General features: G+C 43.2%; 18 protein-coding genes and 1 pseudogene. 16 read left to right on the top strand and 3 right to left on the bottom strand.

The window, feature by feature from the left end:
• Positions 1-210 precede the first annotated feature (210 nt).
• The 6 genes and pseudogenes from AAEO56_RS15045 (at position 211) to AAEO56_RS15020 (ending at position 4,293) form a co-directional block, all read left to right on the top strand.
• Complete coding sequence (locus tag AAEO56_RS15045; RefSeq protein ID WP_341697884.1) at positions 211-1,083, top strand: cell division protein FtsX; 873 nt, start codon at positions 211-213, stop codon at positions 1,081-1,083.
• A gap of 73 nt (positions 1,084-1,156) precedes the next feature.
• Positions 1,157-1,387, top strand: a pseudogene (locus AAEO56_RS15040) (DUF3098 domain-containing protein); the annotation flags it as partial.
• 120 nt (positions 1,388-1,507) lie between these two features.
• Positions 1,508-2,314, top strand: coding sequence for an undecaprenyl-diphosphate phosphatase (locus AAEO56_RS15035; RefSeq protein ID WP_341697883.1), 807 nt, complete (start codon positions 1,508-1,510; stop codon positions 2,312-2,314).
• A 7-nt stretch (positions 2,315-2,321) separates the two neighbouring features.
• Positions 2,322-3,023, top strand: coding sequence for a tRNA pseudouridine(55) synthase TruB (gene truB, locus AAEO56_RS15030; RefSeq protein ID WP_407934967.1), 702 nt, complete (start codon positions 2,322-2,324; stop codon positions 3,021-3,023).
• Positions 3,024-3,034: 11 nt separating this feature from the next.
• The gene (locus AAEO56_RS15025; RefSeq protein ID WP_341697882.1) at positions 3,035-3,661 is read left to right on the top strand and encodes a hypothetical protein; all 627 of its coding nucleotides are present in this window, start codon (positions 3,035-3,037) and stop codon (positions 3,659-3,661) included.
• Positions 3,658-4,293, top strand: coding sequence for a YiiX/YebB-like N1pC/P60 family cysteine hydrolase (locus AAEO56_RS15020; protein ID WP_341697881.1), 636 nt, complete (start codon positions 3,658-3,660; stop codon positions 4,291-4,293). The genes AAEO56_RS15025 and AAEO56_RS15020 overlap by 4 nt, the downstream gene beginning before the upstream one ends.
• Positions 4,294-4,510: 217 nt before the next feature.
• On the opposite strand, the gene AAEO56_RS15015 is transcribed toward AAEO56_RS15020, so the two are convergent.
• The gene (locus AAEO56_RS15015) at positions 4,511-5,119 is read right to left on the bottom strand and encodes a thioredoxin family protein (protein ID WP_341697880.1); all 609 of its coding nucleotides are present in this window, start codon (positions 5,117-5,119) and stop codon (positions 4,511-4,513) included.
• A 90-nt stretch (positions 5,120-5,209) separates the two neighbouring features.
• Here AAEO56_RS15015 and AAEO56_RS15010 point away from each other — a divergent pair, with 90 nt between their 5' ends.
• From AAEO56_RS15010 to AAEO56_RS14990, 5 genes are all read left to right on the top strand, one after another.
• Positions 5,210-5,986, top strand: a complete 777-nt coding sequence (locus AAEO56_RS15010; RefSeq protein ID WP_341697879.1) for a patatin-like phospholipase family protein — start codon at positions 5,210-5,212, stop codon at positions 5,984-5,986.
• Between the two features lie 218 nt (positions 5,987-6,204).
• Entirely contained in the window at positions 6,205-6,912 is a 708-nt protein-coding gene (gene pyrH / locus AAEO56_RS15005; protein WP_341697878.1) for a UMP kinase, read from the top strand.
• An 18-nt stretch (positions 6,913-6,930) separates the two neighbouring features.
• Positions 6,931-7,494: a ribosome recycling factor gene (frr, locus tag AAEO56_RS15000; protein WP_341698066.1), complete on the top strand. Its 564-nt coding sequence runs from the start codon at positions 6,931-6,933 to the stop codon at positions 7,492-7,494.
• Between the two features lie 82 nt (positions 7,495-7,576).
• Entirely contained in the window at positions 7,577-7,960 is a 384-nt protein-coding gene (locus AAEO56_RS14995; RefSeq protein WP_341697877.1) for a hypothetical protein, read from the top strand.
• A 43-nt stretch (positions 7,961-8,003) separates the two neighbouring features.
• Positions 8,004-10,484, top strand: a complete 2,481-nt coding sequence (locus AAEO56_RS14990) for a DUF5686 family protein (RefSeq protein ID WP_341697876.1) — start codon at positions 8,004-8,006, stop codon at positions 10,482-10,484.
• Here the strand turns inward: AAEO56_RS14990 and AAEO56_RS14985 are convergent.
• Positions 10,481-10,807, bottom strand: coding sequence for a DMT family transporter (locus AAEO56_RS14985; protein ID WP_341697875.1), 327 nt, complete (start codon positions 10,805-10,807; stop codon positions 10,481-10,483). The two genes, AAEO56_RS14990 and AAEO56_RS14985, sit on opposite strands and share 4 nt — an antisense overlap.
• 174 nt (positions 10,808-10,981) lie before the next feature.
• On the opposite strand from AAEO56_RS14985, the gene asnS reads away from it, so the two are divergent.
• From asnS to AAEO56_RS14960, 5 genes are all read left to right on the top strand, one after another.
• Positions 10,982-12,832, top strand: a complete 1,851-nt coding sequence (gene asnS, locus AAEO56_RS14980; RefSeq protein WP_341697874.1) for an asparagine--tRNA ligase — start codon at positions 10,982-10,984, stop codon at positions 12,830-12,832.
• 103 nt (positions 12,833-12,935) lie between these two features.
• Positions 12,936-13,160 carry a hypothetical protein gene (locus AAEO56_RS14975; RefSeq protein ID WP_341697873.1) on the top strand — a complete coding sequence of 75 codons (225 nt, stop codon included), beginning with the start codon at positions 12,936-12,938 and terminating at the stop codon, positions 13,158-13,160.
• A gap of 6 nt (positions 13,161-13,166) precedes the next feature.
• The gene (locus AAEO56_RS14970) at positions 13,167-13,481 is read left to right on the top strand and encodes a type II toxin-antitoxin system RelE/ParE family toxin (RefSeq protein WP_341697872.1); all 315 of its coding nucleotides are present in this window, start codon (positions 13,167-13,169) and stop codon (positions 13,479-13,481) included.
• Between the two features lie 93 nt (positions 13,482-13,574).
• The gene (rpoN, locus tag AAEO56_RS14965; RefSeq protein WP_341697871.1) at positions 13,575-15,047 is read left to right on the top strand and encodes an RNA polymerase factor sigma-54; all 1,473 of its coding nucleotides are present in this window, start codon (positions 13,575-13,577) and stop codon (positions 15,045-15,047) included.
• 4 nt (positions 15,048-15,051) lie between these two features.
• A complete protein-coding gene (locus AAEO56_RS14960; protein WP_341697870.1) occupies positions 15,052-15,669 on the top strand; it encodes a hypothetical protein in 618 nt (205 codons plus the stop codon).
• On the opposite strand, the gene AAEO56_RS14955 is transcribed toward AAEO56_RS14960, so the two are convergent.
• Entirely contained in the window at positions 15,664-16,359 is a 696-nt protein-coding gene (locus AAEO56_RS14955) for a porin family protein (protein ID WP_341697869.1), read from the bottom strand. The genes AAEO56_RS14960 and AAEO56_RS14955 overlap by 6 nt on opposite strands.
• Between the last annotated feature and the right edge of the window lie 30 nt (positions 16,360-16,389).

Here is a 16,389-nt window from a genome sequence, read left to right as displayed (position 1 = left end):
TTTAGACTTTGAAGAAACATAACTGCACATAGCGAAGCGACGCTTCAAACTCTGTGTGCTATTAGCACCTAATTACTGGGCCATTAAAAACCTATGTTTCTATGTGGTTAAAAAATTGTCCTTATATAGTGCTTTTAGACGGTCAGTTATTCTTAAAAAATGCAGATAGTTACAAATTCTTTATTTATTTTTACCGCTAAAATAGAACCTATGGCATCATCTTTTGAAAAATTCCAGAAAAGGCGCGTTATCACCTCTTATTTTTCGGTAATACTCTGCATTTTCATCGTGCTTACCCTTTTGGGTACACTGGGACTTTTCGTGATCAATACCGATAAGATATCGAGCCATGTAAAGGAGAACATTCCGCTAACGGTCTATTTTAAAAGGGATGTGCCCGACAGCCTCAAACAGATTTTTGGCACCGAACTGAAAAACTCGGCATTCATCAAAGACCAGGTATATGTTTCCAAGGAAGAGGCTGCCAAAAACAATCCGGATATCGTAGGCGACTACGAAACCCTTCTGGATAACAACCCCTTGCTTGACTCCTACGACATCCACCTGAAAGGCGGCTATGTGCAGCCCGACAGCATCAAGGAAATTGAAATAAAACTGCGTACCAACCCGATCGTGGGTGATGTGAGTTACGACAGCACACTGGTAGGCATGGCCAACGAGAACATACAGAAGATCACGTTTTGGATACTGATCGTCAGCGGGGTGCTGGCCATCATTGCGATGCTGCTTATCAACAGCGCACTAAGGCTATCTATCTACTCGCACCGTTTTACCATCAAAACCATGCAAATGGTGGGCGCAACAAAATCGTTTATCCGTAAGCCTTATGTTTGGAAAGGCATGAGGCTGGGCTTTATAGGGTCTATCCTTGCTATCCTCGCTTTAGTGTATATCGTTTACTGGCTTGATGGAGAATTCCCGGCGCTGCATATCTGGGAAGACTGGATCCCTACGGCAATCGTGCTGGCAGGCGTACTGGTTTTTGGGATCATCATTGCCGCGATAAGCACGTTTTTTGCCACGCAAAGGTTTTTGAACTTGAGAACAGATGACCTTTATTAAAATTCCAAATGACAAGCATCAAATAACAAACGCAGGGAACGGTCAAAAACCCTGAAACTTTAAACCTGAAACAATGAATAACAACGAAATAAAAACCCATTTCCTTTTTGAGAAGGTAAATTATACGATACTGCTTATAGGCATTGGCGTTATTGCCCTTGGTTTTATCCTGATGGCGGGCGGCGGCAGCGATGACCCGAAAGTGTTCAGCGATGCTATTTTCAACTTCAGGAGGATACGGCTTGCGCCAACGGTTGTACTTATTGGATTCGGTATTACCATTTATGCGATACTGAAAAATCCGGCAGGTACTCCAACCGCTATTTTAAAAGAAGACAGTAAAGCCGGACAGCCTGCACCGTCTAACGACAGGCTTGTAGAAGACCAGCCGATCAAGAATTTTACCACCAAAAAGAAAAAATAAATGGATTTTATCCAGTCGATCATTATTGCCATTATTGAGGGCCTTACTGAATACCTGCCTATTTCTTCCACCGCACATATGGTTTTTGCCAGCTCCTACTATGGCATACAGGACGATCCTTTTGTAAAGCTGTTCCAGGTATCCATACAATTCGGTGCCATCCTTGCGGTAGTAGCGTTATACTGGCGTAAGTTTTTTGATTTTAGCAAATTCAGCTTTTATTTAAAGCTTGCCCTTGCCGTAATTCCGGCATTGCTGTTAGGCAAACTGTTCGACGATATGATTGAAGAAGTACTAGGCAACCCTATACCTATTGCGATAGTGCTTATTGTAGGCGGAATTGTGCTGTTGTTTGTCGACAATTATTTTAAAGAACCAAAAGTCTTTAAAGAAGAAGATATTTCGGTTAAAAAAGCGATCACTATCGGGTTTTGGCAATGCCTTGCCATGATGCCGGGCACCAGCCGTGCGGCAGCTTCCATCATCGGGGGTATGCAGCAGGGGCTTACCCGCAAGGCAGCAGCCGAATTCTCCTTTTTCCTTGCCGTGCCTACCATGCTTGCCGTGACCACTTATTCCATTTTCCTGAAAGAATACGGAAAAGCCAGCGAAAAAGGCTATGAGCTTTTAATGCAGGGCGATAACTTAAAGATGTTCGCTATAGGCAATATCATCGCGTTTGTAGTCGCTATTATTGCTATCAAAGGCTTTATTGGCGTTATCAAAAAATACGGCTTCAAACCGTGGGGCTGGTACAGGATCGTAGCAGGATCGGCACTATTGGCCTATTTTACAATGTATAAATAAGATCCCATTGGCCACACCCGAAGATTTCCAGGAAGGAAAAGTAGTCCTTATAGATAAGCCATTGCACTGGAGCTCTTTCCAGGCAGTGAATAAAGTCAAGTGGAGCCTGAAAAAGCACCTTGGCCTCAAAAAAATAAAGGTGGGCCACGCCGGCACGCTGGATCCGTTGGCTACCGGCCTCCTGATTGTCTGCACAGGGAAATTCACAAAGCGCATCTCTGAATTGCAGGGCATGGAAAAAGAATATACCGGCACATTTTACCTGGGTGCTACTACCCCATCCTACGACCTGGAGACCGAAGTGAATGCAACCTTCCCAACCGATCATATTGATGAAAAGCTTATCCACGATACGCTCCCGCAATTTATAGGTGAAATTGACCAAAAGCCTCCTGTGTTTTCGGCCATTAAAAAAGACGGCAAACGCCTGTACGAACATGCCCGAAAAGGCGAAGAAGTAGAGATTGCATTCCGCAAGACCACCATTCATGAATTTGAAATTACCCGCATTGCATTACCCGAAGTGGATTTCAGGGTGGTGTGCAGCAAAGGAACTTATATAAGGTCACTGGCGTACGACTTTGGATTGGCACTTAAATCAGGAGCGCATTTAACAGCATTGCGACGTACGAAAATTGGTGCATTTTCCGTTGAAGATGCTATATCACCTGAAGCTTTTGAAAATGGCATTGAAAACCACCCTGCTTAAACTGACCGTCAATGGCATATAACTTCAAAACTGTTGTTAGCTGTCTTTTACTTATAGTATCTTTTTACTGCAGTGCGCAGGACGATGAAAAAAAGGAAACCGTATTTATTACCCACTCCAATCCTGACGATAAAGTGGCACCGGAATTCTTGTTCGGGCAAATCTCTATATCTGTACCTGTACGTGCCAATCCATATAGTGATGAAATACAGGAAGATTATGCAGCCAGAGGTGAAGAATATAAACCATCTGTACTGGATTATGTAATTCCGGATGGGCTCAGCGCCAATATAGGCTTCGGTGTACACCTTAAATCGTGGATAGGCGTCAGCGCAAACACAGGCATTGACTGGATCGCTACCGAAAAAATAGTGTATGCACCTGTATATGGCAGCATCCTTTTTACCCCGCAGATATGGGAGGAAACCAATGTATATATGCAGGTGGGATATGGATGGAGCTACGCGCTCGGCAGGGGCAACCTTTCAGGAGCATACCAAAAATACAGGCTTGGGCTGATTTTTGACAATACAGGTTCCATTTTCCTTGATTTCAGTTCGAGTGATTTTCCGTTGTATGAATATAAGTATGTGGGCAGCATTAGTATTGGAGTCGCAATTACTAATTTTGGATTATGAGATATCTTGCACTACTTTTTTTAGTTTTCACAACAGTTGTTTCCGCGCAAAAATCGGAAGGCGATTCCATAAATTTCCTGAAAGACGGCGACCTCATTTTCCAGGATATGGATTGCGGCGCGCTGTGTGATGCGATTGAAGCGGTGACCGAAGGTTATAATGGCAATGACTTCAGCCACATGGGAATGGTATATTTCCGCAACGACACCTTATATATTATTGAGGCTGCAGGCAGCGCGGTAAGGCTTTCAACGCTTGAAAAATTCTCTAAGAACACCAACAAGCCAATGCCGGTTTTTCGCCTGAAAAATAAATACAGGAAGCTGATACCTACAGCAATCACTTTTTCGCTAAAGCAGGTTGGCGTGCCTTATGACGATGAGTATGTATATGATAACGGAAGCTATTATTGCTCCGAACTTATTTACGATGCTTTTAAATTGGCAAATAAAAACAAGCCTTTCTTCGAACTTTTCCCTATGACGTATAAACAACCCGGCACTGATGAATTTTTCCCTGCCTGGGTGGAATACTATAAATCAATCAGCAAACCGATTCCGGAAGGACTGCCGGGGTGTAATCCGGGTGGGATGTCGGTATCGGATAAGATTGAGCTGGTAGGGAGTTTATAGTTTTAAGTCACAGTCGCAGTTTTCAGGCCTCGTGTCTTCTTATAAAAAGACCCCAAAGATTTAAAACATAAGTATTCGGAAGAGTTGTGAATAATTCACATACCACTCCTCCGGAGTTCTACGCCACTCATTTTTAATATTTCTATAAACATACCGCCCCGCTGGGGCTTCCACTGCTGAGTCCGAGCGGGACGAAATATGACTGTGGCTAAAAGCTTTACATATTCTCGGTATTGTTCAGCAATAATACAACCTCCTCCATTGTACTTATTCCTTTGTCCTGTAAATACCATTTTTGCAGGTCGGCTTTGGTTTCTGGGGTGATATGCCCGAACTTTTCTTTGGCATCCAAAATAAGCTGTACTGCACCATGCGGCCTCGGCCCCCAGCTTCCCCTTACAGTAGTTGTTTCCGGTTCGATCAGGATTAGTTTTGGAATCGAGCGCGAACCATTGGTAAGGAAATTATCCATCAGTTCCGTATTATCATCACGCAATACAATGCGCAATTCCAATTTATCAGTGGCTTCGGCAAGCTTGTTTAGTACAGGCAGTATCTGGGCTGCATCGCCACACCAGCCTTCGGAAATCACCAAAAGGGTCTGCTCTTTTTTTAGATCACCGAGTTTCTCCTGTACCTCCTGCGGTATCTTAATGGTCTTATCGAGACGGTTCATGCGCACCTCATTCAGTGTGCTGTAGTGGGTAAGGTCTTCGCTTTGGGTAGCGCCTGTAGAAAGCCCTTCGAGAAGCAGTTGCGATACATGGTTTCTATATTCGGCGTAGCTATAGCTGTTTGCTAAGCTTTGTTCGATTCGTACATTCATAGTTATGTGTCAAATTAACGATACTTTATTCCTGCAAAAAGAGAGCCATACGGCAAAAAACTGTAATTTAGTCAGGTTAATACCTTACAAATGAAATTTGACGGAAGCACTATAGGCCTCATTCTTTCGGGGGGCGGCTCTAAAGGCATTGCCCATGCGGGTGTACTTAAATTTTTTGATGAAGCGGGCATTGTCCCAACCCAGATAGCAGGAACCAGTTCGGGTGCCATAGTGTCGGCTCTGTATGCCTGGGGCAAAAAGCCCGAAGAGATACTGGAATTCTTCAAGTCCATTTATTTTTTTCATTGGAAGCACTTCACTTTCCGCAAGGCAGGCTTCATTGATTCAGAGGCTTTCCGGGACTACTTCACCACTATATTCAAAGATGCCACCCTTGGCGATATGCCCTATAAAATGCACCTTACCGCAACCGACCTTGTATCGGGAAAACTGAAGATATTTGGTGCCGAGACAAAAATTGCCGATGCCGTATTAGCCTCTTCGGCATTTCCAGGTATCATATCGCCTTACGAGATTGATGGCAAACTGTATAGCGACGGAGGGATTATCAACCACTTCCCTACTGATATACTACAGGGCAGGTGCGAAACGCTAATCGGTATCTATGTGAGCCCCATCCAAAAGATTGAGGCAGCCGACCTGAAATCCATAAAATCAGTCACCACAAGGGCATACGACCTGCTTTCGGCCAATAGCAACATGCAGAAATTTACGCTGTGCGACTGGGTTATTAGTCCTGACGAACTGGCATTGTACAGTACTTTCGAGACCAACAAAGCCAAGATGGATGAAATATTCAATATCGGATATGAGTCGGCAAAGAAGTCGTATGGAGATTTGATATAGGCTTCCCCCTATCCCCCTCCAAAAGAGGGGGAACGATGACGCGCTTACTCATACGAAATTCTTTCGAAAGAAAATGAGTCAAATCGGCAAGTGAAATCGAGTGAAGCTCCTCCCTCTCCTTTGGAGAGGGCCGGGGTGAGGTCAACTTTTCATATTGTTAAATTTCTATTTTACGAAAAACTTTAATTACTATATTTGCACCATTCAAAATACACCCTATGAAATATAAGAGAATCCTGTTGAAGTTAAGCGGCGAAGCCCTTATGGGAGACAGGCAATATGGCATTGACCCAAAGAGGCTTGCCGAATATGCCAACGAGATAAAGCAGATACACGATAAAGGCGTAGAGATCGCAGTTGTGATAGGCGGCGGGAACATCTTTAGGGGTGTGGCCGGTGCGAGCAACGGTATGGACAGGGTACAGGGCGATTATATGGGGATGCTGGCTACCGTGATAAACGGCATGGCACTACAGGGCGCCCTTGAGGATGCCGGTATGCCGACCCGCCTGCAGACCGCTTTAAAAATTGAAGCTATAGCCGAACCTTATATTAAAAGAAGAGCTGTGCGCCATCTTGAAAAAGGCCGCATCGTAATCTTTGGCGCAGGTACCGGAAATCCGTACTTTACTACAGATACCGCTGCCGTTTTGAGAGGCGTTGAAGTGCATGCCGATGTAATATTGAAAGGCACGCGTGTGGACGGTATTTATACCGCCGACCCGGAAAAAGACGCAACTGCCACAAAGTATGATACGCTCACTTTTGACGATGTATTGAAAAAAGGCCTTAATGTAATGGACACTACAGCCTTCACCCTTAGCCAGGAAAACGAGCTGCCGATCATTGTTTTCGACATGAATAAAGCAGGCAACCTGGTAAGGATATGCGAAGGCGAACTGGTAGGTACTACTGTAAATGTTTAATTTTTACCGATAAGAATTATCATGGAAGAGATCGATTTTATTTTAGACAGCACAAAAGAATCAATGGAAGGCTCTTTGGCCCACCTTGAAAAAGAATTCCTTAACATCCGTGCAGGCAAGGCAAGCCCTGCTATGCTGGGTGGCGTGAAGGTAGATTATTATGGGGCGGCCACACCACTTTCGCAGGTGGCCAACATCAATGTTCCCGATGCAAGGACCATAACCATCACCCCATGGGAAAAGAGTATGCTCCACCCAATAGAGAAGGCTATTATGATAGCTAACCTGGGTTTTAACCCGATGAACAATGGTGATAACATTATTATCAGCGTTCCGGCACTTACCGAAGAAAGAAGGCGCGACCTTGTAAAACAGGCTAAAGGCGAAGCGGAAGATGCTAAAGTCGGCGTAAGAAACGCCCGTAAGGATGCCAACACAGATATCAAAAAACTGGAGAAGGACGGCATGAGCGAGGACGTTTGTAAAAGCGCAGAAGATGATGTGCAGAAGCTTACCGATAACTTTATCAAAAAGATTGATGAACTGCTGGTTCACAAAGAGGCAGAGATCATGAAAGTATAATGCAAGCCCCGATAAATCGGGGTTTTTTCATATCATAAAGTATGGGAAAAGTCGTTATATTTACATATCAATTCAAATCACGATGGATATAGCCGCAAAAAAACTGGAATTGCTGGACTGGATAATGCACCTTAGGGATAATGCTATGTTTGAGAAACTGCTTGCTTTGAAGGCGGAGTCGGAAGATGGGACGGCAGCCTATAGTAGTGTTGCCGAACCGTTGGATGCAAATGCATACAGGGCTCATGTAAATGAAGGCCTGAAAGGTGCAAGAGAAGGGCGCACTACATCACACGATGATTTTCTTGATGAAGTGAAATCCGATGAAATAGTTGCCTATACTGTTTTGGGAGAACCGCTAACCCTTGAACAATATAAAGCAAAAGCCGATAAAGGTATGAGTGATATTGAAGAAGGACGCTACATGACCCATGAAGAATTACTAAAAGATATGGAAACCTGGTAATCCTAAGATTTCCAAACTAAAGAACAATTCTTTAGGAAAACACATGAAAACCCTTACACTATTATTTTTCTTTTTCACTTTATCCGTTGGCGCTCAAACCGCTATTACGGTTACGGTAAAAGATGCCGAAAACAATAGCCCCCTCCCTTTTGCTACCGTCGAATCCAATGGTAAAAGCTTGATCGCTGATATAGATGGCATAGTTGTAGTCACACAGCCGGGTGTAGTTACCATAAGCTATACAGGGTTCACATCGCAAAAAATTACTCCCACAGCTGAACGTAAATTTTACACGATAAAACTACAGCCGCATGCTGAGCAGCTGAAAGAAGTTGTAATAAACTTTTCAAATCCTGCCAATGATATCATAGGCAGGGCTATCAGGCGGAAATCTATTAACGACCCGCAGCAAAAGCTCAGCAGCTTTAAATACAAATCCTACGACAGGCTGATTATTACCGCCAATCCCGACTCAATAAGCGGGAAGATCGATTCTATATTTACCTATGAAAGAATCGGGCGCCGGTTTGAAAAAGTCGATTCGGCAGGTTTCAAATTCAAAAAGATAATCGACAAGCAGCACCTTTACCAAACTGAGAAGGTATCTGAATTTAAATTCAATAAAGAGCAGGGCCTTAAAGAAGAGGTTTTGGCGACACGTATGGCAGGCTTTAAAAAACCACTGTACGAATTCATTGGCCTCAAGCTGCAATCCTATTCGGTGTATACTGACAAGATCGACCTTTTCGAAACAAAATATGCCGGGCCCCTTGCGAAAGATGCACTGTTACAATACAACTACAGGATACTCGATACGGTTACTATTGATAACCGGAGCACCTATATGGTTTATTTCATCCCTAAGCGCAACAGCAAAAAGAAACTGAAAGGGATTCTCTATATAGACAGCGAAACGTATGGTGTGGCAAAGGCAGTGCTTCGGGTAAGGAATATGCTAGATATTACCTCAACACATTATTTTACCTACGAAAAAGACCAACAGCTTTGGTTCCCTGATAAAAAGATATTGCAGATTGTAAAGGGCAACAACAAAGAAGACATTAAGATATTGGGCGAAACCATAAAGTTTGACGCGGTAACCAGCAGCAAAAAAGGGCGTGAAAAAGAGCCTTCGGATTTTGTGTACCTGCTTTCTGAATCGTCTAACTTTGATAAGGAATTCAACATACCACTTACGATAAGACGCACTGCAGTAGCCATCGAAATACAGGACCAGGCCACCAACCGACCGGAGGAATACTGGAATACTTTCCGCCGTGATACTCTTGATGCCAGAAGTATAAAGACCTATGTAGCCCTGGATAGTATAGTGGCAAAGGACAACTGGGAGCAGCGGATCATCCTTGGCAGGAAAATAGTTAATGGTTATTTGCCGGTAGGTTTTGTTGATATCGACCTTCGCCAGATTATTAAATACAACAACTACGAAGGCTTCCGTGTGGGCCTCGGCGGGGTGACCAATGATAAATTTTCCGAAATTTTCCGCATGAACGGTTATGGTGCTTATGGTACGAAAGATGGCCAGTTTAAATATAGCGTGGGCGGAGCTTTAAGGCTGGGCAACTTCTCGAATTCATGGATAGGCGGCTCCTACACAGATGATGTAAAAGAAATTGCGAGTACCTCTTTTGCCACTGATAAAAGGGTCTTTAAAATATACGATCCACGCCCGATAAATATCTCCACCTTCTACAACCACCAAACATGGCAGGGATATATTGAAACAAAAATAATTCCGAAGACCGAAAGTGTATGGCAGCTTACCCGCAGCCGTATCGACCCGAAATTTAACTATACATACGCCCCGAATGGCGATCCGTTTTCTGTTTTTCATCTCACCACGGCATCTGTCGCATTGCAATGGAACCCTTTCAGTGATTTTATGCAAACCCCGAACGGAAGACTTGAAATTGAAAAACGCTTCCCGAAATTTGCATTCCAATATACCCAGTCGGTTGCCGGGCTTCTTGATAGCGACTTTACTTTTGGCAAAATCGACTTCAGGGGAGAATTTGAGCAGAAATACCTTAACGGCCAAAAGACATCGGCACTTATTCAAACCGGGGTTGCGGTAGGAAATACACCTTTGACACACCTGTACAGTACCTCGCCGAACAACCTGGATAAAGACGGTGTACTGGAACGCATTACCCTTGCCGGCAAAAACAGTTTCGAGACCATGTATTTCAACGAATTCTTTTCCAGCCAATATATGATGGTACAGCTAAAGCATGGCCTTACAAGATTTACCATCTTCCGCAGCCTCAAGCTGTCGCCCATGCTGGTAACCCGTTTCGCGTGGGGTAACATGAACCATAAAGAAGATCATGTTGGGCTGCAATACAACACCCTCGAAAAAGGCTATTATGAAAGCGGGCTGGAATTCAACGAGATATTTAAGGGACTCGGGCTATCGGCTTTCTATCGGTACGGCCCTTACCACCTGCCCTATTTCGACAGGAATATATCGGTTAAGGTATCGTTCGTGCTGAATTTGTTTTAATGCGTCACAAACTTCAATCCCACAATTGAAGCAATTAATGTAGTCAGGAAAAACAGCCTCCAGAAATCGGATGGCTCCTTAAAAATAAAGATACCGACAAGTACTGTACCCACCGCGCCTACGCCTGTCCATACTGCATAAGCCGTACCTATCGGCAATGTCTGCGTAGCCTTGTACAGCAACGCCATGCTGATTGTAAGGCACAGGAGAAATCCCCCCATCCAATAGTTATAGGCAGCACCTGTGGCTTCTTTGGCTTTACCAAGGCAGGAAGCAAATCCAACCTCGAATAATCCGGCTATAATGAGGAGTGTCCAGTTCATTTTAATAATTTTTGCAAAGATAGCCATCATCTAGCGAGAGGACAGGAAATTTGTGAAAATTAGTGCAATTCGTGGCAAAACACATTTCGCTCTTTTTATGCTTTTTACTACATTTGCAGGCATTTGCGCAAATAGCGCTGTGTTTCCGAAAAACAAAGACTAAATTTTTTAAAAATGAAGCATACCAAAGTTAAAGACCTGCTGAACAGCGCAAAGCCGCTTGATGATGTATTAGTAAAAGGATGGGTAAGGACTTTCAGGAATAACCAGTTCATAGCCCTTAACGATGGCTCAACGATAAATACTATACAGTGCGTGGTGGATTTTGAGAATACACCTGCCGAAACACTGAAAAGGATCACTACAGGTGCTGCGCTTTCCATAAAAGGAAATTTAATACCAAGCCAGGGTGCAGGCCAGAAATATGAGATACAGGTAAAAAGCTTTGAGATCCTGGGCGACAGCGACCCGGAGAAATTTCCGATGCAGCCTAAAAAGCATTCCCTTGAATTTTTGAGGGAAAATGCACACCTCCGTGTACGTACCAATGCTTTTGGAGCTATCATGAGGGTGCGTTCGGTGCTGTCATTTGCCATACACCAATACTTCCAGGAAAAAGGTTTCGTATACGTGAACACACCTATCATTACTGGTAGCGATGCTGAAGGCGCAGGGGAAATGTTTCATGTTACAACTTTACCTATATTTCACGGGAAAATGTTCGAAAAGATTGATTTTGAATCAAAAACTAATTTATCTAAATTTCAGGGATTAATTACTCAATATATAACCAATTTTAAAAACATCGTAGGTTTTGAACATTTAGAATCCTTAAATACCTTATTAAATGAATTTTCTGAAAACATTAGTTTTGAAGATATTCTTATTTTAAAACCTAATCAACTTCAAGATTTAAAATTTAAATTTTCTAAAGCGCAATTAAATCAAATTAATAATTCGGATGTTTTTAAAAAAATAGTATCTAAACTAGATAGTTCTGACTCATACAATAAGGTATTTAATTCACTCGAACGTGAAATTAAATTCGTTTGTAAACAGAATAATTGGAATTTTAAAAGAAAACGTAAACCAAAGACAATCACACTAACAACTTTTGCTTTTTTTAATTCATTTGATTTAAATAAACAAAAAGAGGATTTCTTTGGTAAGGAAACTAACCTTACCGTATCGGGGCAGCTTGAAGCAGAGACGTATGCTATGGCGCTTGGACAGGTATATACTTTTGGCCCTACTTTCCGTGCGGAGAACAGTAACACCTCACGTCACCTTGCTGAATTCTGGATGGTAGAGCCGGAAGTGGCTTTCAACGACCTGGATGCCAACATGGACCTTGCTGAAGATTTCATCCAATACGTTATAAAATATGCGATGGACCGCTGCCAGGACGACCTTGCCTTCCTGAACCAGCGCCTTGCCGATGAGGAGAAGCAAAAGCCTACTGCCGAACGCAGCGAAATGGGGCTTTTGGAAAAACTGCAATTCGTATTAGAGAACAACTTCAAACGCGTGAGCTATACCGAGGCTATCGACATCCTGAAGAACAGCAAACCGAACAAGAACAAGAAATTCAACTATATCATTGAGGAATGGGGCGCCGACCTGCAAAGTGAGCACGAGCGTTTCCTTGTTGAAAAACACTTCAAATGCCCGGTGATCCTTTATGATTACCCTGCAAAGATCAAGGCTTTCTACATGAGGCTTAACGATGATGCGCCACAGAACAGGCAAACCGTTCGTGCGATGGACATATTGTTCCCAGGCATTGGCGAGATCGTGGGCGGTTCGCAAAGGGAAGAGCGCCTGGACGTGCTGCAGCAAAAGATAGCGGACCTTGGCATTGACGAAAAAGAATTATGGTGGTATCTTGATACCCGCCGTTTCGGGACGGCAGTGCATAGCGGCTTCGGGCTTGGATTTGAGCGCCTGGTATTGTTTGTAACCGGTATGGGCAACATCCGCGACGTGATCCCTTTCCCAAGGACACCGCAGAACGCTGAGTTTTAAGAATTACAAGCCTCCTTCGGGAGGTTTTTTATTTTACGTTAAATGTTTCGCCGAAAATTTACAATTCAAAAGTTTTTGTAATTTTGATTTAAATACTTTTCCCATGGACTTAAAGAGCCGAAAATTAAATTTAATTGAATACCTTCTTCATGTTACTGATGAAAGTATTTTTAATAAAATTGAATCTTTTATAAAATCAGACGTTGATACTGAAGATCCTTTTAATCAGGAGGAAATGATAGCCCGTGCTCAAAAAGCAAATGAGGATTATGAGGCTGGTCGTGTGCTGACGACTGAAGAATTGGAAGAAGAAATGAAAAGTTGGTAAGTTTCAATGAAAATTGTATGGACAAGATTTGCAATAGAAAGCATAAAGGATATTTATGACTATTACTATAAAATAGCAACTCCTGAAATAGCCGCTAAAGTCAGGAAAACTATTGTATCAGAAGCCAAAAAAATCAACAACTTCCCTCACTCTGGGCAAAGGCAACAATTACTTTCACCTTTACTACAGGAGCACCGTTATTTCCTTAAAGGACATTATAAAATAGTTTACCGTGTTGTAAACAATGAAATCGTAACAGATGTCTTTGATACCCGCCAAAACCCCAAAGGCTTAAACGATCCTAAGAGGAAACTTAAATAGTTTATTCCACTCTTTTATAATTTTATCCAAAAACGCATCAATTAGTATGCCTGTTTTTTGTAATTTTATCCTGTACAAATTATCGCCTTCATTATGCTCAAGCAGAATTTTCAATTAAAATTATCGCAAAAACTATCACCACAGCAAATCCAGCTCATGAAGCTGATACAGCTGCCTACACAGGCTTTTGAGCAGCGCTTAAAGGAAGAAATGGTAGAAAACCCTGCCCTTGAAACCGGCAAGGAGGATGAGTTTGACTATGAGAATGATGAGTTTGACAACAACGACGATTACGAAGACTACGATGATTTTGAGGGCGAACGCATTGAGGCCGACGAAATAAATATCGACGAATACCTGAGCAACGACGAAACCCCGGATTATAAGCTACAGGCCAACAACTACAGCGACGACGATGAGGACCGCAGCATGCCATTTGCCGCCACAGTAAGTTTCCACCAAAACCTTACCGACCAGCTTAACACTTTTATCCTTAGTGAGAACGAAAGGGATATTGCCGAATTCCTCGTGGGCAGCATCGATGATATGGGCTACATCCGCAGGAGCATACCGGACATTGTGGACGATATGGCCTTTACGCAGGGTATTTATACCGATGAAAAGACCGTGGAGCGCATCCTGCACATTATCCACCAGCTGGAACCGGCAGGAGTTGGTGCGCGCGACCTTCAGGAATGCCTTTTGCTACAGCTAAAAAGTAAGACCCCGACAAGCTCTGTAGAGCTTGCAATAGACATATTAGAGCACCAGTTTGATGCTTTTACCAAAAAGCATTATGACAAACTGCTCCAGAAATACGACATTTCGCAGGAACAGCTTCGTAAAGCCATTGATGAGATCGAGCACCTTAACCCGAAGCCGGGAGGCGCTTATGAAAGCAACTCGAGAACGGTAGAACACGTTGTGCCCGATTTTGCTATAAAGATCGTTGACGGAGAACTGGAACTTACCCTGAATGGCCGTAATGCGCCTGAACTTCACGTTTCTAAAGACTACCAGGAGATGCTGCAGAGCTATAAGGACAGCAGGGATAAATCTTCTCAACAGAAAGATGCCGTGCAGTTCATCAAGCAAAAGCTCGATTCGGCAAAGTGGTTTATCGATGCCATACGCCAGCGCCAGGAAACGCTTTTTGTTACCATGAACGCGATTATGCACTACCAGGAAGAATTTTTCCTTGATGGTGACGAAGGCAAACTGAAACCAATGATCCTTAAAGATATTGCCGATATGGTGGGACTGGATATCTCAACGGTATCCCGTGTGGCCAATAGTAAGTATGTGGAAACGCCTTATGGCACCAAACTCATCAAGGAGTTTTTCTCGGAAGCGATGAAAAATGACCAGGGCGAAGATGTATCGACAATAGAGATCAAGAAAATATTGCAAACGGTGATCGAGGATGAGGACAAGCGCAAACCCCTTCCCGATGATAAGCTGGCCGAGATACTCAAAGACAAAGGCTACCCTATTGCTCGCCGTACTATTGCCAAATACCGTGAACAGCTCGATATTCCCGTTGCCAGGATGAGGAAGAAAATATAAGCACATGAAAAAGGTGCTGCCTGTTTTCTCTTATCTCTTCCACCCGCTTTTTATACCGGCGTATGCCACGTTATTCTATTTCGTAATCGCCAAAGACTTTTTTTACCAGCAGGAAATTTACCTTGTCTTCATACAGGTGCTCATCCTTACGGTCCTGCTGCCTATGTCTGTATTTTACCTGTTGAAATCCTTAAGCCTTGTAAAGACCAAAATGCTTGTGGACAAGAAAGAGCGCAAATTACCACTCGCCTTTTATTCCCTATTGCTGTTCATATTGATAAAATACAGTTTTTCAGTAGTAGTCATACCGGAACTTTACTATTATTTTGTCGGGATACTGGTAAGCATAGTCCTTGCGCTTGCTTTATTATTGACAGGCCGTAAAGTAAGCCTCCACATGATCGCCATCTCTTCCCTTACATTATTTATAATAGGTATATCGGCCTATTATCATATACAATTCCTAAACCTTATCGCTTTCTTTATAGTCTGTTCGGGGTTTGTGGCCTCTTCGCGGCTGCAGGACAATGACGGAAGTATGAGCCAAATTATACTTGGCACTATAATAGGGATCATTCCTCAGGTTGGCCTTTGGTATTTCTGGCTGATGCCTTCTTTATAAAATATAAAATATCAGTCCCAGGTTAAACGACTGAAGTTTTAATTTATCGCCGCTTTCCAGGCGGGCATCTTTATATATGGGTGTCAGGCCATAATAGGCGTAGAAATTCCATGTATTCCACCCTGCCGAAATATAGGCACCGTAGATAATGCGGTTCATGTTATCGTCTTTCCTCACCTTTATTGTACCACCTTCACCAGACTCATACTGCGCTTTATCATAGATCATGTAACTCAGCTTGAACCCTGCATAAATACGCCAGAACTGATGGCTGATCGAATCGGAATTTCGCCACCGAAGTTCCAACGGGACCTCAAGGTAATGCAATACCAGCTTGTTCTTGTCAAAGCTGCCTTCTGCATCAACATGATATATATTTCCCGCACTTCCTTTTTCCACAATCAGATTATGCTTGATATTGCTATAGGAATAGCCAAGCCCGAGCGCTATAGAGTGGTTCCTGCGTTTGTTGATGGGCATATCCCTTAAAAAACCGGCAGAAAGCCCTGTAGAAAAGGAATATTGAGAATAACCCGCAGGCTTGCCCTGCATAATGTTATAGGTAATCGTGGTATAGAACTGGTCTTCCCTGTATTTTGGATCAGCAAAGGCCGGAACGCTGTCAATTTCAACAGAATCCTTCAGCCGTTCGTTCACCTGTGCAAAAGATGTCAGGAAAACAATATTCATTATTAAAAGACAGAAGTACCGCATCATGTG

It is taken from the genome of Flavobacterium arundinis (genome assembly GCF_038289855.1).
In the GTDB taxonomy this organism is placed as follows: domain Bacteria; phylum Bacteroidota; class Bacteroidia; order Flavobacteriales; family Flavobacteriaceae; genus Flavobacterium; species Flavobacterium arundinis.
The sequence above is the reverse complement of the archived record's forward strand: the minus strand, read 5'-3'. Positions and strand labels throughout refer to the sequence as shown.